Source organism: Luteimonas sp. A534, from assembly GCF_054072805.1.
Genome location: NZ_JBSVRR010000001.1, coordinates 318,447 through 337,885, shown reverse-complemented (window position 1 = coordinate 337,885; position 19,439 = coordinate 318,447). Strand labels below are relative to the sequence as shown.

General features: G+C 63.2%; 16 protein-coding genes. All 16 read right to left on the bottom strand.

Annotated features, from left to right (window positions below; genetic code table 11):
* Positions 1-1,197, bottom strand: a complete 1,197-nt coding sequence (locus ACW5F0_RS01565) for a UDP-N-acetylglucosamine 4,6-dehydratase (protein WP_456998888.1) — start codon at positions 1,195-1,197, stop codon at positions 1-3.
* On the bottom strand, positions 1,194-2,339 hold the full coding sequence (locus ACW5F0_RS01560) for a LegC family aminotransferase (protein WP_456998887.1): 1,146 nt from the start codon (positions 2,337-2,339) through the stop codon (positions 1,194-1,196). The genes ACW5F0_RS01565 and ACW5F0_RS01560 overlap by 4 nt, the downstream gene beginning before the upstream one ends.
* Positions 2,340-2,368: 29 nt before the next feature.
* Positions 2,369-3,547, bottom strand: coding sequence for a glycosyltransferase family 4 protein (locus ACW5F0_RS01555; RefSeq protein ID WP_456998885.1), 1,179 nt, complete (start codon positions 3,545-3,547; stop codon positions 2,369-2,371).
* Entirely contained in the window at positions 3,544-4,896 is a 1,353-nt protein-coding gene (locus tag ACW5F0_RS01550; RefSeq protein ID WP_456998884.1) for a phenylacetate--CoA ligase family protein, read from the bottom strand. Before ACW5F0_RS01550 ends, ACW5F0_RS01555 begins: the two co-directional genes overlap by 4 nt.
* Before the next feature lie 11 nt (positions 4,897-4,907).
* The gene (locus ACW5F0_RS01545) at positions 4,908-5,708 is read right to left on the bottom strand and encodes a hypothetical protein (protein ID WP_456998883.1); all 801 of its coding nucleotides are present in this window, start codon (positions 5,706-5,708) and stop codon (positions 4,908-4,910) included.
* Positions 5,709-6,107: 399 nt separating this feature from the next.
* Positions 6,108-7,364: an O-antigen ligase family protein gene (locus tag ACW5F0_RS01540; RefSeq protein ID WP_456998881.1), complete on the bottom strand. Its 1,257-nt coding sequence runs from the start codon at positions 7,362-7,364 to the stop codon at positions 6,108-6,110.
* Between the two features lie 31 nt (positions 7,365-7,395).
* On the bottom strand, positions 7,396-8,142 hold the full coding sequence (locus tag ACW5F0_RS01535; protein ID WP_456998880.1) for a methyltransferase domain-containing protein: 747 nt from the start codon (positions 8,140-8,142) through the stop codon (positions 7,396-7,398).
* Positions 8,133-9,506, bottom strand: a complete 1,374-nt coding sequence (locus ACW5F0_RS01530; RefSeq protein WP_456998879.1) for a lipopolysaccharide biosynthesis protein — start codon at positions 9,504-9,506, stop codon at positions 8,133-8,135. Before ACW5F0_RS01530 ends, ACW5F0_RS01535 begins: the two co-directional genes overlap by 10 nt.
* A 7-nt stretch (positions 9,507-9,513) precedes the next feature.
* Positions 9,514-10,629, bottom strand: a complete 1,116-nt coding sequence (gene wecB, locus ACW5F0_RS01525) for a non-hydrolyzing UDP-N-acetylglucosamine 2-epimerase (protein ID WP_456998878.1) — start codon at positions 10,627-10,629, stop codon at positions 9,514-9,516.
* Between the two features lie 11 nt (positions 10,630-10,640).
* Positions 10,641-11,924 (bottom strand): Vi polysaccharide biosynthesis UDP-N-acetylglucosamine C-6 dehydrogenase TviB, encoded by a 1,284-nt coding sequence (gene tviB, locus ACW5F0_RS01520; RefSeq protein WP_456998877.1) that lies wholly within the window; start codon positions 11,922-11,924, stop codon positions 10,641-10,643.
* Entirely contained in the window at positions 11,921-13,339 is a 1,419-nt protein-coding gene (locus ACW5F0_RS01515; RefSeq protein ID WP_456998876.1) for an O-antigen ligase family protein, read from the bottom strand. The genes tviB and ACW5F0_RS01515 overlap by 4 nt, the downstream gene beginning before the upstream one ends.
* Before the next feature lie 81 nt (positions 13,340-13,420).
* A complete protein-coding gene (locus ACW5F0_RS01510) occupies positions 13,421-13,849 on the bottom strand; it encodes a hypothetical protein (RefSeq protein ID WP_456964271.1) in 429 nt (142 codons plus the stop codon).
* Between the two features lie 151 nt (positions 13,850-14,000).
* Entirely contained in the window at positions 14,001-14,459 is a 459-nt protein-coding gene (locus ACW5F0_RS01505) for a hypothetical protein (protein ID WP_456998875.1), read from the bottom strand.
* A 79-nt stretch (positions 14,460-14,538) separates the two neighbouring features.
* Positions 14,539-15,699 (bottom strand): tetratricopeptide repeat protein, encoded by a 1,161-nt coding sequence (locus ACW5F0_RS01500; RefSeq protein ID WP_456998874.1) that lies wholly within the window; start codon positions 15,697-15,699, stop codon positions 14,539-14,541.
* Complete coding sequence (locus ACW5F0_RS01495; protein ID WP_456998873.1) at positions 15,696-17,108, bottom strand: J domain-containing protein; 1,413 nt, start codon at positions 17,106-17,108, stop codon at positions 15,696-15,698. Before ACW5F0_RS01495 ends, ACW5F0_RS01500 begins: the two co-directional genes overlap by 4 nt.
* A gap of 28 nt (positions 17,109-17,136) precedes the next feature.
* On the bottom strand, positions 17,137-19,425 hold the full coding sequence (locus ACW5F0_RS01490; RefSeq protein WP_456964267.1) for a GumC family protein: 2,289 nt from the start codon (positions 19,423-19,425) through the stop codon (positions 17,137-17,139).
* Positions 19,426-19,439: the final 14 nt, after the last annotated feature.

Genomic DNA, 19,439 nt, shown 5'->3' with positions numbered 1-19,439 from the left:
TCACATCCTGCCGTCGAGATACTTGCCCGTTTCCTTGTGGGCAAAGTCCGGGATCATGTGGTTGAAGAGGTCGACGATTTCGGGCTTGTCCCAGGTCTTGCCCCCGCGGATCGCCTCGATCGTGGTCAGGAAATACTCCAAACGCTCGTCATCGAACTCCGGCACGTTGAGGATCACGCCAATGTTCTCGAAGCGCTCCATGTCCAGCGTCTCGGCATCGGTGAAGAACTCTTCGAAGTCCTTCTCGCCCGTGGTGTCGCTGGCAAAGAAGTACACCGGCCAGCGCTTGGTGGCGATCAGCTCATCCGCCCGGTCGCGCGCCTCGTCCTCGCTCGCGCACTCGTAGGGCTCGAAGCCCAGCGACTGCAGGTAGCGCACAGCGATGTCCGAGAACCGGGTCAGGTCCAGCTCTTCGCTCAGCTTCGGGAAGAAGATGTCCCGGTTGCCGCCCAGCAGGCACGAGCTCAGGCACAGCTCACCCGACTCCTGCGGCGTCACAAAGTAGCGCCGCACGTCATTGGGCGCCGAAATCGGCTGTCGCTTTGCAAAGCGCTGGTTGAACCCGTGCAGCAGCGAGCCGTCGGAAAACGCCACGTTCGCAAACCGCGCCGTGGAGATCGGCAGCTCCAGGCTCGCGCGCATCAGGAACATCTCCATGATCCGCTTGCTGGCGCCCATCATGTTCACCGGGTTGGCGGCCTTGTCGGTGGACACGCAGAAGTACTTGCGCGCCCCGCCCGCCTGCGCCTGGGCGATGGTGCTGATGGTGCTGATGGTGTTGAGCACGTTCACCTCGATCAGCCGCATCAGGGTGAACGGGTCCTTCTCGCTGCGCACGTGCTTGAGCGCGGAGAGGTTGAGCACGTAGTCGTAGCCCTGCCCGGCCGCCATCAGCGCCGCGAACTCACGGCTGCCGCAGTCGATGGCGAAGGTGCGGAAATCGCCATCGATGTAGCCCAGCGTGCTGCGGATATCGCGCACCAGCTCGACCATGTTGTTTTCGCTGATGTCGACCACGTGCAGCGCACGGGGCTTGCGCTTGAAGATCTCGCGCGTGACCGCCTGGCCGATGGAGCCGGCGCCGCCGATCACGAGGAAGCGGCTGGACTGCACGAGCCCAGAAAGCTCGGCCTCATGGTGCTGGATGTCGGTGTCGAAGAGCGGCGCGGTGCGGCCGATCAGATCAAGGATGTTCACGCGCGGAGCCTCGGGAATTCGCTTTCGGGCACGCTGGACGGCAGGTTTACCACCCGCGCCTCCAGCCAACGGGAGTTTTCCAGCCCATCGTGCTGGCAGTGCTGGAACATGGGCAGGCGCGACATCAGCCGCCAGATCGGGCGGGTCATCACGTCACGGCTGTTGGTGTACTCCAGCAATGCGTCGCGCTCAGCCTCGGAGCCCAGCACGATGGCGTTCAACCAGTAGTTGGCCGTAGTACCGGGCAGCGGGTCGACGAAGCGGACGTCGGTGCCGGCGAAGAACTCGCGGTAGCGCGCGGCGACCTCGGCCTTGATCTCCAGCATCTTCGGCAGCAGCTCCATCTGCGCGCAGCCCAGCGCCGCATTGAGGTTGGGCATGCGGTAGTTGTAGCCCACCTCGTCGTGCACGAACTCGTAGGGATGCGGAACCTTGGCGGTGGTGGTCAGGTGCTTGGCGCGGCGCGCCAGTGCCTCGTCATCGGTGACGATCATGCCGCCGCCGCCGGTGGTGATCACCTTGTTGCCGTTGAAGCTGAGCGTCGCCAGACGGCCGAAGGTGCCGGTGTGGCGGTCGCCGACCCAGCTGCCCAGGGACTCGGCCGCGTCTTCGACCACGGTGATGCCGTACTCGTCGCAGATCGCCACGATCTCCGCGATGCGGAGCGGGATGCCGAAGGTGTGCATAGGCACGCACGCGGAAATGCGGCGGCCAGTGCTGCGGTTCCAAGCTTGGCCTTCACGTATCTCGGCATGTTCGGACAGCCAGCAACTCAGCGCCTCGGGACTCAGGCCCAAATTTTCGAGGTCCACGTCCACGAAGACGGGATGGGCGCCGGCATAGCTCAGCGCGTTGCAGGTGGCGATGAAGGTCAGGGCCTGGGTGATAACCTCGTCGCCGCGCTGGACGCCAGCCAGTTGTAGGGCGACGTGCAGCGCGGCGGTGCCGTTGACGGTAGCGATGGCGTACCTCGCGCCGGTGAAGGACGCGATGTACTGCTCGAACTCGACGACCTTCGCGCCCACGGAGGAGACGAAGTTCGAGTCGATGCAGTCGACGAGGTACTGCTTCTCGTTGCCTTCGAAGACGGGACGGTGCAGCGGAATGAAGCCTTCACCGTACTGGCCTCGTACGTGACCCACCAAAGCCTGAATGTCCAAACTCCCGACCTTCATGCCGCACCCGCCTTGGCTTCCGAAGCTGCCAAAATACCCATCTCCCGCAGCATCACCGCATTGACCTTGTGCACGTCGTACTTGTCCTCTGCAATCTGCCGCGACCGGCATCCCATACGCTGGGCGAGCGACGGGTCTTCGATGAACTTCAGCATGGCCTCCACCAGTGCATCCACAGATTGCACCGGGACCAGGAAACCATTGTCGCCATCGATAACCGTCTCACGACAGCCCGGGGCATCGGTCGTAATGATGGGGCGACCCATGGCCATGGCTTCCAACACCGTGCGTGGCGTGCCTTCGCGGTAGGACGGGAGCACGTACACGCTACAGGCCGCAATCGACTGACGGACGTCGGCCAGCTTGCCGTGGAACTCGATCGTGCCGCTGGCGACCCATGCGTCGAGCTCGTCCTGAGCGATGGCGTCAGGATTCTCGTCGATCCAACCGACCAAGCCGAAGCGGGCCTCCGGATGCAGTAACCGCACGCGCCCAGCGGCTTCAGCGTACTCACGCACGCCCTTGTCGCCTAGAAGACGTCCGATCATGAGGTAAGTGGGCACGCCCTCCGGCACGCCCCCCACCTCGAATGCAACCACATCCACGCCGGAGCCGTTCACCACTACGGAGGGCTTTCCCAAGGGAAGGATTCCAGAGTCGCGGAACAGGGCTTGATCATCCGGGTTCTGGAAAAACACCTTGTGGGCGCGAGCCAAGGCGAGGCTATACAAGCGCTGAATCAACCCGGTCAGCATGCTTTTGCGCGAGCCGGTAAATGCATAGCCCAAACCCGTGACCAAAGCGTAGCGGCGCGGTACCCGTGCCAACCAGCCCGCCAGCGTTCCGTAGATGACGGGCTTGATCGTGTACCCCAACATGGCCGCTGGCTTGATCTCCCGAAGCAAGCGGTACAAATGTGACACCAATTTCAAGTCGGTTGATGGGTCCGTCCCGGTTCGGCTGAGCGGAATATCGTGAACCACAACTCCCATGGCCTCAAGTAACGAACGAATGGGTGCACCGCAAGGCAATCCCGGCGCGGCAACGTGCACCGGCAAACCTGCATCCAGAACCGCCATGACCAGCGGACCGCGAAAGGTCAGGATCGACTCAGGAAAACTCGCGACAAGAAGAAACGGTTTTGCCGCTTCCAATGGCGTACCCGAAGTACTCATGCCGGCACCGAACCCGCTATGGAATTCTTGACGATCCGGAACTTGCCACTCTTCTCACGCGGGATCTCATCCACCCGCCGCAAATGGACTTCCATGGCGTTGCCGATCCTGGCCCTCAATGCCGCAAGAAATGCCTGCTCCTGCTTATCATCGAAGTCCGTACTGCCAACAACATGAACTTCGATCCGACTCGGATCGTCCTGGATCACCTGGAAGCAATGGATACCATCGACGTCCTTGGTCGAGTTGCTGAGATTTCCAAGATTGATTCGTCCATTCTCCGGCGACCAGATGAAATCCGAAGTACGCCCATCGATCCAGTCGACCATAGGAAAGACCGACCCACATACGCATGTCGACCCAGAATCAGAAAGCTTGATTCGATCGCCAATCCGATAGCGGACCAACGGAGTCCCGTGAGTCGTAAACGAGGTCACTAAAATCTCGCCCTCCGGGGCCGGGTTCCCTTCGCTGTCGATGACCTCAAACACACCGCTCAGAGGATGAATATGCAATCGGCCGTGAGGACACTCAAGGATAAACGGCGCCCCTTCGGAGGATGCGTACTGGTCGATCAGTCGGGTGTTGAAAACGGCCCCTATAACCTCGCGATGCATAGGCAGCACGGTCTCAGCCGTGGGGAACACTGCCTGGACCTCGTATGACGCCTTCAGGCCGCGCTCCCTCGCCACGACCGCGATGTCATAGATGCTGGACGGGAAGCCAATCATGTATCGCGGCTTGAACTTCTCCAGCGCTTCCCAGTAATGATCGAAATTCTTCTTGCTTATATGGAAGGTCGAGAAGAACCGGATCTTGTTGATCAAATCATCGCGGTAGCAATGCCCTTTCTCGACATCGCGTTGGGTAGCGAGAGATTTTCCGCTGAACCACGCCACCCTCTTCCCGAGTTTGTATCCGTAGGTCCCACGAAAATGGTCCAGCAACGCGAACCGTTCCTGCATGTCATCAAGCGTGTAGTAGACCTTCATTGAAGCTCCGGTCGTTCCACCAGTATGGCTTACCAAGGCTTCTTCCGGCTTCACGGTTGCAATCCGATCCAAGCCTTCCAGAAGTTTGGTCTTCTCAAGAATCGGAAACGAATCCAAGTCAGTCGCTTTGCAATCACGATACCAAGTCGAATGCTCGCTCACGAAGGCCAGGAAATCAGCGAGACGCTTTGAAGCCTCTTTCTCAACCCAGCAAGCCGGCTTCCCCTCTATCGACTCATAGTAATTTCGCCACTTCGGGTACATGCCGGCACGCCGCTGACGATACAGTCGCCCGTTGTAGACAGTAACGGCCAGATTCTGCAGCCAAAATGGCGTATACCTCATGATCAGCGTCATTGCGTCGCTCACTACGGCACCCCGAGGAGTTGAGCAATTCGTGCACTTTGGGACTCCGAGCTTGGCTCGCCTCTCGGTGACGACTGGTTGCGGCGAACATTGAGAAGCCAACACCGCAGCGAATCCAGGTCGGCCTCAATAGGCTTCTCGCTATCGACAAAAAAGAACAGATCCGACGCGAATTGTTCAAGAAAAAGCGCTGCATCCGCATCTTTCGGCCCAAAGTACAGAATAGGCCGTCCAGCCCCAAGAAGATCGAATGCCTTCAGCGGAATCGCACACCGATGCACTCCCCCACTGCCGACTAGTATCAAATTTATCTCGCTCGCACCCGTCATCACCAAGGCGTCCTGCTTGGTCACTTCACCAACGATAATGATCTCGAAACGCTCGTGACTATATTGTCCAGGAAGTGACGACAGATCTTCCCGACCCGCAATCGTCAGGCGGATCCCACGAACTTCTCGAGGCATCCGCCGAGCGAGAACCGAAAGAATACTGATAGCCGTTACGTAAGGTCGGTCGCCTCCATACATCGCGCCCGTATAGCAAACCTCCACCCAGTCAGAGTTCGGCCCAACACCGGGCTCCGAGTAGGTCAACGACTCCTGAGAGACCCCATTAAAAACAATCATCGCCGGGGGACAAAAACCCGATTCACTGGCATATCGTGCGAGCGTACCCGTAACAACCGTTAAACTCCTCGCCCTTTTAATAACAAAACGAGTTAGCCAAGGGGCGCGTTTCGAGTTGATTCCGTCAATCGCATCTCTCAGATCTAAATGAAGATCGGCACCGACCAGCGACGCCACGACGCCGGCTAGGTAAATATTTGAGGCAAGAGGACACGTGGCCCAAACTGTCGGTCGCCGCCCCGTCCTAACCCGCTCATTAAGCAGCAAAAGAAGGATTCCTGGGAAAGCCCTCAACGCCCAAGGCAACGCCTTGTCAACCTGAAGAAACCACCCCAGCAATATGCCTATCAACGTAAAGGCACCGCGTTTGAGACGACTACCCCTGTCAACAGCCGCCCCCAATCCACTGCCATTTGACATCACCTTCCGCGGGGCGTGCCGCCCATATCGCGAATGCACGGTAACCGGGACCCCCCTTCGATCCAGATAGCTCGCGAGCTGATAAGGCCGATGTGCGGCCGGAACATTATCAGGAAAGTAGCTGTAAGAAACCAAATGAAGCATCGAATGTTCACCTTACCTGCGACCGACCAACATACCCTCAGCATGAGACCGAGCATGCTTCGAAAAATAGACAACGAGGGATGTCACAAAGAACAGAATCCAGAACTCGCGCTTCCTTAGGTGGTACGTATACGCCCATGAGAACATGAGCCCGATCAGCATGGGCATGAAGTACTTCAGGTACGCGCCATACGCGCCTTGCCCGGCGGCCCGCGCAAGCCGCAAAAGATAATTCAGCATGAACGTCGCGTATGCGCCGAAACCCAAGAGCCCACTAGTCCCCAGAATCGCCATATACGTACTATGAATCTCATACTTTTGAGTCACAACACCAATAATATTCCCCAGTCCAACACCAACAAGTGGGCTCATCTCCATGGCGTCCAAAGTTGCCCGAATGTTCTCCGCGAGAAATCCTTGCTGAAAATCCTCCAGAGCACCCTCATTGAACTTCTTATCAAAGCGCCAAGCCATCCCTGGAATATTTTCCAGTCCCCAGAGAAACGCCAAGTAGCCAACGGGGAACAGCAGAACAACGCACGCCACCATCACCAAGCCATAGCGCTTATCTCGCTTACTCGATGACGTGAGCATTCGCAAGCTGAGAAGCGCCAGCCCAATCAGAAGTCCTGCAACAGCCGCACGTTTTGAGGTGAAAAGAAGAGCGAATGCCATGCTCGCAAAGAGAGCGGCATTTAGTCGACCGGCTTTTATAAGGCCACTAAGAAAACCAGGGAGAAGAATCGCGATATAAACTCCGAAGAACGCCCCCGCCTGGCCTGTGTTTCTGAACGTCCCAACAAGACCGTCACCGATGCCAGGAATGAGATTCGGCCAAACCAGAAAATCCACCAAGCCCACAAACGCAAGAAGCCCGCCCGACCAAAGGATAGAAGCCAAAACAACTGGAATAGCTTCTTCTGAGGGAAGGCGTCGATATAAGTTATAAAGAACCACTGACACTACAAAGATGAACACGTGGATCAGTAGTTCAAGTGCACCCCTTCCCGGATAGATTGAGAACGACACTCCAATCGAGTAGACCATCAGCAGGGGCACATACGCGCGATACTCAGCCGGCACCTTCAGCGCAAAACGTCGCTCCCCTACGCAAGCCAGGAACCAAAGGCCAAACAAGCCAAGCGCTGTAAAGTCCGCGATCGTAACTCGCCCCCCTGCCCCCTCACCCGCTTCACCGGCCACCCACGTTACGCCCGCAAACAGGAAGTAGAGAAATCCTAAAGCTATCGTCAGGCGCTGAATAATCATTCGTTCATACCTAGCGAACCTTAATCAGTCGTCAATCTGCTTCTTTTTGCCGGCTTGCTCCCCGTCGGAGGGCCTCATTTGCGCCCCCACCTAGATTGCTCGCCAGGGGAACCCGAGTCGATCCAGCCTCTACCAAGAGAAAGTCCGGAAATGTAGGCAAAAGCAGCCAGCTTGGAATGGCTATAGATCGGCTAGAGATTGGCAGACTGACCGGCACTTTGTGCCATCGGAAAGAAGTAAAACCGGACCGTTCTAAGTAACCTTTCAGGCGTGCGAGATTGAAGTCGACCACATGACCGCCTACCCAATGCCCACTCTCCGATAGCATGCCCGTTCCGCCGAGCGGGTGACCGCAGTCTCCAGACGCTGCCATATTTGGTAACCCGCCGAACACGACCTTCAACCGGGATTTCAGCGACGCGATGTTGGGCACACTGATTACCGCGGTGCCGCCAGGCTTCAGGACTCTAGCCATCTCGCGGGTGAATGGAGTACCTAGCGTCAGATGCTCAAGGACCTCTGTGCAGATGACGACATCACAGGCTCCATCAGCAAACGGCAGGCGAACCTCAGGAACATTAATATCAACCTGAACGTCAGGTACGCCAAACTTGTCGACCGTGGTCCATTTTGCGACGATAAAGCTGTCTCTGAAGCTGGCATCGTTCGAGCCAATTTCAACGACGTTCGAATCGGGCCTTATCAACCGACGTAAGATTCGCATGGTCGCACTGAAACGTGATTTTCCAATGACTTCTTTATGCATGGTCATATCCATTCGCTGATTGCCCAGACGGCCACACCCAGTACCGACCACGCAACTGGAACCACTAACGATCCCCAGACTGTCCCCGCCAACATCCGAAGGCCACAACCTGAAGCACGATAGAGCACGAGATTGAGAATCAAGTAGTACGTTGCGGCAGCTATCGCATATGCCTCAACTACATGGGTAGGGCTCAGCATCGATACAGCAACAATCGTTCCTACCCTGAATACGAGACCACAAACAGTTAAAAGGAACATCCTTCGCTGTTGCATGCGGACCTGCATCACCATGGACACAGGTGATGAAAGGAACTGCAGTACGGCCCATGGCATCATCCACGTTACCAGCTCCCCTGCCCGACGCCATTGGTCGCCGAAGACAACGGGAAACACGAGTGGCGCAATGATTCCGACGAAGATGATCGGTCCGACTCCGGTCTTGATCAGACCGCTCACAATCTTTTCTGTAAAGGCCGGAAGCGTATCTCGTCGGAACTCATCCGCTGCGCGCGATAGGTAGACTTGGGCAACAGAGGATCCGATCAGCATGAGCGGTGCGCCCATGACTCGAACAGCAAGCATCAGAAACCCAGCTTCGGGGCCCACGGCCAGCGCTGCGATCAAGATGATCGGCAGCTGGCTGCCCGCCATATTGAAGATGGCCTCGGGCGCGGAGTACTTCGGGAACTTTGAGTAGTCGCGCATGGCTTGCGCCATGGAAGCCGGACTAACCGAACGCATTGCAGCTCGATCACTGCGCCAGGCATCTCTTGCAAGACTAACTATGCCAGCGCCACCGCTCACCATATGTCCAAGCAGCAGTCCAAACGGGCCAACCCCAACCCAGCCAAGGCCCATTTGAGTTCCCACACCACCAATCGCTTGTGCAGCACGGGTGCGAGCGATCTTGGGAAACTTCTTCTTTCGCGTAGACCAGTACTGCATGGCCATGTACGAGCTTGCCACCCACACACCTAGTGGAATCATCCACAGGTAGGGCTCGAACCCTGGCACGCTGAAAAGTCCGGCAACGTGGCCCGGAAAGAGCAGAACCACCGCAGCGAGCACAACGGAGAGAAGCGCAGAAGAAGCAAGTGCCAACGCAAGCAAGCTTGCTCCCGCCCTGTCGTTTTCAGGCAATGGGGTTGCGACCTCAAAGCGCAGGCACGCACCAGCCGTCAGGATCGAAAGTGTCGCGGCATAAGTTGCGAATATCGCGAAGTCATCCGGCGAGTAGAGCCTGGTAAGGACTGGCAGGGCCAGGACCATGACGGCTTGGGCCAGCGCCGTACCGCCAGCCAGCTGACCTACGGATCGGACGAACCCAATCCGAGCCATCCCCTGGATGCTCTCGAACTTGCGCCTGAGTGCCATCACACCATCAGCTCGGAAGTACCCCGTTCCCGCCGTGGACCAGCAAAGCTTCAAGGTGCGTCACGATTCGCTCGGCGGTCTTCCCATCCCATTTTTCAGGAACTCCACCCGCCTTCCAGTTCCCAGCGAACAGCCTGTCAAGCGCCGGCCGCAGCGCCGCCGGATTGGTGCCCAGCAGCTCGTTGGTGCCGACATTGATCGTCTCGGGGCGCTCCGTCGAGTCGCGCAGGGTCATGCAGGGCACGCCCATCACCGTCGTTTCCTCGGTGATGCCACCAGAATCGGTAATCACAGCCTTGGCGTGCTTCACCAGCCAATTGAACTCAAGGTAGGGCTGAGGATCCACCAAGCGGATGGAGTCAGGAAAGTCCGGCAACTCCCGCAGCGTCTTGGCCGTACGCGGATGCACCGGGAATACCACCGGCAATCCACGCGTGGCCTGGGCTATGGCAACGAGCACCGCCGCAAATGGCCCCGAAGCATCCACGTTGGACGGACGATGGAGCGTGACCACGAAATAGCTGCCCTCCTCCAGCCCCAACTCATCGACGAACGCAGGCGGGCGCAGCCTGCCCATATTGCCCAGCAACGTATCGATCATGGTGTTGCCGACGAAGAAGATCCGATCCTCCCCAACGCCTGCGTTACGCAGGTTCGTGTTGGCGATCTCGCTTGTTGTGAAGAACCAATTCGTGATCGCGTCGGTCACCATGCGATTGATTTCCTCCGGCATCGTCCAGTCACCCGAGCGGATGCCGGCCTCCACGTGAGCCACCGACACATGCAGCTTTTGTGCGGAAATCGAGCAGGCCATGGTTGACGTCACATCGCCCACTACAAGGCACAACCGACTGCGCTCCTGCTGCAGCAAAGCCTCATAGCGCACCATGATCGCAGCAGTTTGCTCGGCCTGGGTACCGGAACCAACCTCAAGATTCACATGCGGCTCTGGAATACCGAGCTGCTCAAAAAAGTCGCCCGACATGCGCGCGTCGTAGTGCTGACCGGTGTGGACCAGACGGTAGCTGAGCGCACCGCCTTGGGCCTTTCGGTGCTCCAAGGCCTTGATGATCGGCGCGATCTTCATGAAGTTCGGACGCGCGCCCGCGATGATGTCGATCAACACGTTGTCTGTCACAGCCGCCCATCCACCGCTTCCCGCGGCAACACATACTTCACGTCATAGAGCACCGCCCCCGGCTTGCCATGCGTGCGTATCCCTGCCGCACCCAGCTTCCGGAACTCCTCGTGCCCCACCGCCACCACGATCGCGTCGTACTCGCCCTCGCCCGGCTTGCACAGCGTCAGCCCGTACTCATGCTTCGCCTCGCCCGCATCTACCCACGGATCGCACACATCCACGCGCGCGTTGTAACCCTGCAGCGCCCCGATGATGTCCACCACCCGCGTGTTCCGCAGGTCCGGACAGTTCTCTTTGAACGCCAGGCCCAGGATCAGGATGCGCGCGCGCACCGGGTTGATACCATTGCGCACCATCAGGCGAATCACTTCGCCCGCCACGTACGCACCCATGCCATCGTTGGTGCGCCGCCCGGCCAGGATCACGTCCGGGTGGTGCCCCACTTCCTGCGCCTTGTGGGTCAGGTAGTACGGATCCACGCTGATGCAGTGCCCGCCCACCAGACCGGGACGGAACGGCAGGAAATTCCACTTGGTGCCGGCGGCTTCCAGCACTTCCAGCGTGTCGATGCCCAGCTTGTTGAACAGGATCGCCAGGTCGTTGACGAGCGCGATGTTGAGGTCGCGCTGGGTGTTCTCGATCACCTTGGCGGCCTCGGCCACCTTGATGCTGCTCGCCTTGTGGGTGCCGGCGGTGATGATGCTGGCGTACAGCGCGTCCACGAAATCCGCGGCGGCCGGCGTGGAGCCGGAAGTCACCTTCATGATGGTGGTGACGCGGTGCTGCTTGTCGCCGGGATTGATGCGCTCGGGGCTGTAGCCGCAGAAGAAATCGACGTTGAACTTCAGCCCGCTCTCGCGCTCCAGGATCGGCACGCACACTTCCTCGGTGCAGCCGGGGTACACGGTGGATTCGTACACCACGGTGTCGCCGGCCTTCAGCACCCTGCCCAGCGATTCGCTGGCCTTGCGCAACGGGGTGAGATCCGGGCGGCGGGCGCTGTCGATGGGCGTGGGCACGGTGACCACGTACACGTTGCAGTCGCGGATGCCTTCGGGATCGCTGGTAAAGCCCAGCTGCGTGGCGCTGGCCAGGAGATCTGGCTCGACCTCGAGCGTGCTGTCGCGGCCGGCGCGCAGCTCTTCAACGCGCGCGGCGTTGATGTCGAAGCCCACGGTGGCGTACTGCTTGCCGAACTCCACGGCCAACGGCAGGCCCACGTAGCCCAGGCCCACCACGGCGATGCGGGTGTCCTGCGGCGAAGGAAACTGGTTCATTGATTATTGTCCCCATGCAAGGTCAGCGATGCTTCCGGCGTGTCGGAAGGCTTCGCTATCGAACGTCGGTTACCACCGGTTGCGGCCTGCGACGCGGCGATGGCGGCCAGTGCCGCAGCCACCGCCAGCAGCGCAGGGGTGCGTAGCGGATAGTCCACCACCGAGTGCGCCAGCACCGCGCCCAGTGCCACCAGCGCGGTCATGCCCAGGCCACGCGCGTGCGCGGACTGCTTGAGCAGCCCATGCAAGGTCAGTGCCAATGCCGCGGCGCCCAGCAGCATGGCCAGGATCGCAGGCACGCCGGCCTCGAGCCACCACTGCGAGTACTCGTTGTGGGCGTGGTTGACGTAGTTCCCCATCAGCAGGTCGCGCGGGGCTTCCTGCTCGAACACCGGCACGTAGCTGCCCACGCCGGCGCCCATGGGGGCGAAGCGTGCGGCGATGTCGCCGGTGACGGCACGCAGCGGGGCGCGCAGCTCGTCGACGGCGTCCACCTGCATCCAGCGCAGTGCGAGGAACAGGGCCAGCGCGGCCACGCCGAGCGTGGCGGCCAGGGCCATGCGGCTGCGGGTCCCGCCGCGCCAGGCCGGCCAGTGCGCGGCCACGACCAGGGCGCTGGCCAGGATGATCAGGATCACGCCCGCGCGCGAGCCGGTCAGCGGCAAGGCCACGGCCGCCAGCAGCATCACCAACGCGGCCACGACGGCGTGCACCACGCGATGCGGGCGGTCCTGCGGCCAGGCACCGATGGCCATCGCCAGGCGCGAACAGGCCAGCGTGGCCGCGACCACCAGCAGGGTGGCCTGGTGGTTGGGGTTGGCGAAGAAGCCGTTCATTGCCGGCTTCCACTGCGGGTAGGGATTGAGCGCGCTTTCCGGCGGCGCGCCGAGCTGGGCGATGCCAAGCAGCAGGCTGGCCATGGCCAGCACCACCACCAGTTGCACCACGCGGCGCTGGGCGGCGTGCGGCAGCGACAGGACCATCGCGAAAACCGCGAGTGCAGGCAGCAGGTGGAACAGCGCCGCGCGCGTGGCGGCGGGCGCCAGCGACCAGTGTGCGGGCGCCTGGGCGCCGAACTGCGCGAGGTCTCCAGCCAGGGCCGCCCCGCCCGCTCCGCCGGCCACGGAGGCCGGCAGCACGGCCTGCAGCAGCGGGATGGCGACCAGGGCCACGGCAAATGCCAGCCAGGCACCATGGACAGGACTGCCCGGCTGCCGCAGCAGGCGCCAGCCAGCCCAGGCCAGCAGCGGCAGGGCCAGCAACTGGGCGGCGAAGTCGCCGCCTCCGGACTCCTGCGAGCTGCCCCCGGTCATCACGCACAGCGCGACCAGCACGCATGCGGCCGCCAGGCCCATGCGGGCCTGGAGATCGAGCGTGCTGTGATGTGGGTGTGCCCCGGCGTCTGCGCCGCGCATGCTGTGTCCTGCCCCTGCAAACGAAAGCGGGACGGGTTACCCCGTCCCGCCGTTGATTCCGAGTTTACGCCTTGGGCGCGATCAGCGGCTGACCGGCGGCGGCTCCACGTAGGGGGTCTCGTCCATGGCGTTGAGCGCGGCGGCGCCGGCCACGGCAATGCCGCTGATGATGGCCGCACCACCCATGTCCACGCCGGTGGCGGTGCCACCCGCGGAGGCCGAAGCAGCGGCGACGCAGGTGGCCGGCACGCCATGCACGCCGGCGGCGGTCAGCGGCTGGGTGCAGCCGTTGGGATAGACCAGGGTGGCCTGGCTGCCTTCGGTCAGCATGACGCGGCTGCCGGGGGCGAGCTGGCTGCCCGAGGTTGCGGTCACGAACTCGCCGCCATTGCTGACCATGGCGCTGCCGATGTCGACGCGAAGCGTGGCGCCGCCCTGCTGGGCGAACGCGGGGGCTGCGAACAGCACGGTGGCCAGGGCAGCGGCGATCAGGGTGCGGGGCTTGTTCATGGAATCCTTCCAGTGATATCGGGTAAGTCCGGCAAATGTTGCACCGCAATAGAGACTACGCAGGAGGGTGCTCGGGTGCAACAGGTACTCGGCCGGATTTGTCTGTTTTATCAGCAGCATGCGACGGCTTTGTGAAGCCCTGCTATTCAGCTTACGGGCTGATCGGTGGAACCGGAGGGCTCGTCCCACCACCGCCGCCCCCACCACCACCGCCCGCCGCGGCCGCGATCACCGCCACGCCGCCCACCAGGCCCGCGATCACGCCAGCGCTGGGGCCACCGGAGCGGGTGCCGGGAAGGCTGCAGTCGGCTTCAACGGTGTACACCCCGGCCGTGGCCAGCGCCTTCTGGCAGCCGCCGCTGTAGCTGAGCGTGGCCGAGCTGCCTTCCGACACCAGCACGCGGTCGCCTGCGGCCAGGACCTGGCCGGGAGCGGCCTGGGTGAACTCGCCACCGGTGCTGACCAGCACGGAGCCGCTGTCGATGCCGAGCGCGATGCCCGGATCAGCTGCAGGCTCCACTTCGACTATCGGGGTGGTGTCTTGCGCCTGGACCACGAACGCGGCGAGCGCCAGGGCGCTTGAAACGATGAAACGGGACAACGTACGCAAGGCGGTTCCTTCCCTGGGTGATGTGGATGCAGTGCCAGTCCGGCACAGCCGTCAACTATAACGCATAAACCGTGCCAAATCACCTTTCGATGCGGACGTCCGCGATGTGAAGCTCTCCGCGGAGGATCTGCGCCACGCCGCGGGGCGCCGGATTTGCCAGCCGGAGCCATTGGCCTTCGCAGCCCGGCGCCGCTGGAACGGTGAACGGCAGCTCCAGATCCACCCAGTCGCGCGCCTCGCGCACGCGGGCGCCGCTGGCGATGCGGGTGCGGCCGTCGCTGCAGACCAGGCGCCATTCCAGGCCCTGGTCGGAGCGCAGGCCGGAGGTGCGGGCGCGCAGGCGAAGCACGTGCTCGCCCGGCGCCAGCAGCAGCGGAACCTCGAAGCCGGGCTGGGCCACGGAACGCCCGAGGAAGCGCAGGCGCGCGGCATGACGGCCGTTGCCGGTTTCGATGCGGTCGAACAGCACGCCGGGCGTGCGGCGCACGCGCCAGTCGAATCCGGACGATGACGGTGGGCGTCGGAAATCGCCGTTCCACGGGACAGGCAGGCGGTCCGGCGTCTGGTCGAGCCCGCTGACCCAGCGTGCGTATGCGCTGCCCCAGCGTCCGCCGCGGAGCATGCCGTCGATCCAGCGCGCGGTTTCATCCGGGTCCAGGCCGCCCTGCGCACGGAGCGCGCCGTGCAGGTTGTCGGCGGCCTGGGGCAGTCCGCTGGCGGTGGCGGCGCGGAGGATCGGGCCGCGCCAACGGGGGCGCTGCACGAGATGCGTGGCGAGCGCATCGGCGAAGGCCGGATCCTGTGTCAGCTGGGCGATGAGCTTGAGCAATTCGCTGCGCTGCGCGGGCGCGACGGTCAGGAGTGCATCGAGATGGTCGGCGGCCGCGGGGAAATCGCCCGACTGCAGGGCGTCGGTGGCCAGCCAGCCGCGGACGTTGGGATCGCGCGGGGCGCGGCGGGCGGCGGTTTCGTAGCGGGCGCGGGTGGCGGCGTCTCCGCCCTGCCCGTCCTCGGCGCGGGCGATCAGGCCGAAGGCGCGGCCAAGGGCCGGTTCGCGCGCGAGTACGTCGCGGGCGATGGTGGCGGCGCGCGCGGTATCGCCTTGTTGAAGCGCGGCGTCGGCGGAGACGAGATCGTCTTGAAGCTGCTGCTGTTCGCCGCGCGTGGTGAGCAGGGCCACGCCGGTGGCGATCAATGCAGCGACCAGGGCCGCGAAGGCAAACCAGCGGGCGGGGCTCATCGTGCCGACTCCAGGTGCAGGTCGACAACGCGCCACTGGCGGTCGCGACGGGTGAGGTCGATGCGCAGCACGCCGGTTTCCACGGTGCCGCGGCGGGCATCGAGGCGGTAGGCGGCGGACATCGAGGCGGCGCCGCTGTCGAGCGTCCAGTTGGGAGCGTCGAGCTCCATGCGCCTGGGTGCCCTGCCCTCGTGGCGCGTATGCAGCCGGCTGCGAAGCCCGGCGGCTTCCAGGCGGGTGGGCATGTCGATCCAGGCGGGCTCGGTGCTGCTGGTGGTGAGCAGGTAGTCGGTGATGCCGCGGATGGTGTCCTCGGCTTCGAGGAACAGCTGCATCGGATCTTCCGGGGCCGCCTCTGCCTTTGTAGGAGCAACTCTTGTGGGAGCAGCTCTTGTGGGAGCAGCTATAGCTGCGATTTCTCTCTCTTCAAACAGAACCGCTTCAGCCGGCACCACTGCCCTTGCAGGAGCAGCCATGGCTGCGATTCCTATCTCTTCAACCAGCACCGACTCCCTCGGCCCCACTGCTCTTGTAGGAGCAGCTACAGCTGCGACCTCTCCCAACATTTCCATCGCCGTCATTTCCACAGGCCTGTCCGGTGCAATCGGCGGGGTTGGAATCGCAGCTATAGCTGCTCCCACAGGGGTCGGCGCAGCGGGCGCGGCGTGGGCCGTGGGGGCCGGCGTCGGTGCAGCCTGTGCGCGGGGCGCCATGGCGGGGTCTTCGAGGCTGTCCTGGCGGGTGATGGCCAGCCAGGCGAGGACGAGGCAGAAGATTCCGAGGACGGCCACGAAGGCGGGTGCGGCGTGTGCGCGCCAGGGGGGCGTGGGCTCGGCCAGCGCGGCGCCGCTGCCTGAGGGAGCAGCGATGGCTGCGATGTGCGCTGCATTGTGGGCTGCGCGCTTTGCTCGGGGTGTGGGGATCGCAGCTGTAGCTGCTCCCACTAGGGCAGGAGCGGGGGCAGGAATGGGGGGAAGGCTCTGGTCGTACTGGGCGCGCGCGGCGTCGGTGCGGAGCTGGTTCCAGGCCTGGTTGACGCGGCTGCTGAGGGCGGAATCCCACTGGGCACCCGGGCTCCGGTCGGGATGCAGCCAGCGCAGCAGCAGGCGGTGGTGGTCGCGCAGGGTGCCGTGGTCGGCGCTGCGGTCGGTGCCGAGCATGCGGTAGGCGTCGGCGTCCTCGGTCAGCAGGATCTGCTGCACGTAGAAGCGGGCGGCCTCGACCAGTTCGGCTTCGTGGTAGCCGGTGCGCCCGGCGGCGCTGTGGGCGCCTCCGGCGGAACCGGACGCAATCGCGAGCACTTCACCTACGCCGGGCGGCAGCGGGCGTTCGCGCAGGGCCGTCCGCAACGCGGGCGCGCGCAGCAGGCCCAGTGCGACATCGAGTGCTTCGCCGCCCTCTCCCCTCATTCCTCCGCGGGCCCCCCACCCCATCGCGCTACTTCCCGGCCAGCTTCGGCTGGGTCCCGTAGGAGTAGTACGAAGCGTAGTCGTAGCCATAGCCGGCCACCTTTGCATCGTAGTGGGTCATGAGCGCGCCGATCACCCGCGCGCGCGCGGCGGCCAGGCGCTTGATCGCGGCCTGGGCGGTCTTGATGCGCGTGTTGCCGGCCTGGATGACCAACAAGGTGCCGCCGGCGACGTTCGAGAGGATCGGCGCATCGGCGATACCGAGCACCGGTGGGCCGTCGATGATCACCTGGTCGTACTTCTCGGCGGCCACGGTCAGCATCGACAGCAGCCTGCTGCCCGAGAGCAGCTCGGCGGGATTGGGCGGCAGCGGGCCGGCCAGTACCACCTTCAGGCGCTCGTCGTCGGTGTCCATGATCACCTGGTTGGCGCTGGCGGCGCCAGCCAGCAGGCTGGACAGGCCGGTGTCGGATCGCACGCCCAGCACGCGGTGCAGCGACGGATTGCGCAGGTCGGCTTCGATCAGCAGCACGCGCTTGCCCAGCTGGGCGAAGTTGCGCGCCAGCGTGTGCGCGGTGGTGGATTTGCCTTCCGATGCGCTGGGGCTGGTGACCAGCAGGACCTTGGGCACGCCTTGGTCGGTGGAGAACTGCAGTGCGGTGCGCACCGAGCGGTAGGCCTCGGCAAAGGCCGAGCGCGGATCCGCCATGGCGGCGGCGACGCTCTGCTTCTTCAGGTGCGGGATGATGCCGAGCACCGCCAGCCGCAGATGCTGCTCGATGTCTTCCGGGCCCTTCAGGGTGTCGTCCAGGAACTCGAGCACGAAGGCGATCAGCACGCCCAGCATCAGGCCCAGCATCAGGCCGATGGCGAGGTTGAGCGGCAGGTTTGGCTTGAAGCGCCCGGTCGGCGCGATGGCGCGGTCGACGATGGAGATGTTGTTGGTGCCCACGCCCGCACCGGCAGCCACGCCGACTTCCTTGTAGCGCTGCAGCAGGCTGTCGTAGAGCTGGCGGTTGGTATCGACCTCGCGACGCAGGATGTTGTAGTCGATCGAGCGGCTGTCGACATCGAGCGTCCGGGTGCGCAGGCCGTCGATCTGGGCCACGAGCATGTTCTCGCGGGTCTGCGCGGCGTCGTATTCGGCCTTGATGGACGCGCGTACAGAGGCGCGCTCCTGGCCGATCTGGCGGTCGACTTCGTCGATCTGGCCCTTCAGCGCCTGCATGCTCGGGTAGTCGGGCTTGAAGGTCTTGAGCTGCTGCTGGTACTGCGCATTGAGCGTGGCGCGCTGCTGCTGCAGGGTGTTGAGGATGGAGTTGCCGATCGCACCCGCCGGCAGCGCGCCGCCGCCCGACACCTGGCTCCATGCCGCCTGCGCGGTGATGCGGTCGTTCTGGGCCGAGGCCAGCGCAGCGTTGAGCGCGCCGAGGTTCTGGCTTTCCAGGCTCTGGCTGCCCTCGCCGCTGGTGACGATGTTTTCCTTCGTGGCGAAGGCCACCAGCGAACGCTCGGATTCTTCCAGCCGGCCCTTGGCCAGCGCGAGCTGCTCTTCGATGTACTTGCTGGCGTAGGACGACGCATCGAACTTGCGCTCGATGGCGTGGGCGATGAAACCGTCGGCCACGGCGTTGACCACCCGCGCCGAGAACGCCGGCAGCGTGGAATCGAAGTGCACGCGCACCAGGCGCGAGTTGCGGATCGGCTCGACGGTCAGGCCGTTGCGCACGATGCCGACCGCCTGGCCCAGCGCGACGAGCTCATCGCCGACTTCGCCTTCGCTCCCGTCCATCGCCGCGTCCGCCGTGTCCTGCACCTGCGGCCGCAGGGCGCCGGTGGCCCGCTGCCACCATCCTGTGGAGTCGAGGCGTTCGACGGTGGTGCCGTCGATATTGAGTTCGTTGGCGACGCGCTCGGCCAGGGCGCGGCTTTTCAGCAGCTCGTACTGGGTGGTGAGGAAGTCGGGCGCGGCGGCTTCGGCATTGCCCATGCCTTCCGCCTGCAGGATCTGCACCGACTCGCGGTCGATCTGCAGCACGGCGGTGGCGCGGTACACCGGCGGCATCATCAGCGTGGCGATCAGCGCCAGCGCGACCACCGTGCCGAGCACGCCCAGCACCAGCCACTTGCGCTTGACCAGGATGCGCCAGTAGGCGAGCAGGTCGATCTCGTCCTCGTCGCCACTGCGCTTGTCGTCGAACATTTCCAGCGCAAGCGCGCGCTGGCCGGCCGGCTGCAGCGCCTGGTCGCGCCGTGCAGGCAGCCTGTCATCGCCGGCATCTCCGCCTCGTGCCACCGGCAGCTGGTCGTCATGCATCCGTTCGGTACCCC

Coding starts and splice junctions, on each gene's coding strand:
- ACW5F0_RS01555 (WP_456998885.1), bottom strand. CDS start 3,547: ATGAGTACTTCGGGTACGCCATTGGAAGCGGCAAAACCGTTTCTTCTT.
- ACW5F0_RS01550 (WP_456998884.1), bottom strand. CDS start 4,896: ATGACGCTGATCATGAGGTATACGCCATTTTGGCTGCAGAATCTGGCC.
- ACW5F0_RS01540 (WP_456998881.1), bottom strand. CDS start 7,364: ATGATTATTCAGCGCCTGACGATAGCTTTAGGATTTCTCTACTTCCTG.
- ACW5F0_RS01535 (WP_456998880.1), bottom strand. CDS start 8,142: ATGGATATGACCATGCATAAAGAAGTCATTGGAAAATCACGTTTCAGT.
- ACW5F0_RS01530 (WP_456998879.1), bottom strand. CDS start 9,506: ATGGCACTCAGGCGCAAGTTCGAGAGCATCCAGGGGATGGCTCGGATT.
- tviB (WP_456998877.1), bottom strand. CDS start 11,924: ATGAACCAGTTTCCTTCGCCGCAGGACACCCGCATCGCCGTGGTGGGC.
- ACW5F0_RS01515 (WP_456998876.1), bottom strand. CDS start 13,339: ATGCGCGGCGCAGACGCCGGGGCACACCCACATCACAGCACGCTCGAT.
- ACW5F0_RS01510 (WP_456964271.1), bottom strand. CDS start 13,849: ATGAACAAGCCCCGCACCCTGATCGCCGCTGCCCTGGCCACCGTGCTG.
- ACW5F0_RS01500 (WP_456998874.1), bottom strand. CDS start 15,699: ATGAGCCCCGCCCGCTGGTTTGCCTTCGCGGCCCTGGTCGCTGCATTG.
- ACW5F0_RS01495 (WP_456998873.1), bottom strand. CDS start 17,108: ATGAGGGGAGAGGGCGGCGAAGCACTCGATGTCGCACTGGGCCTGCTG.
- ACW5F0_RS01490 (WP_456964267.1), bottom strand. CDS start 19,425: ATGCATGACGACCAGCTGCCGGTGGCACGAGGCGGAGATGCCGGCGAT.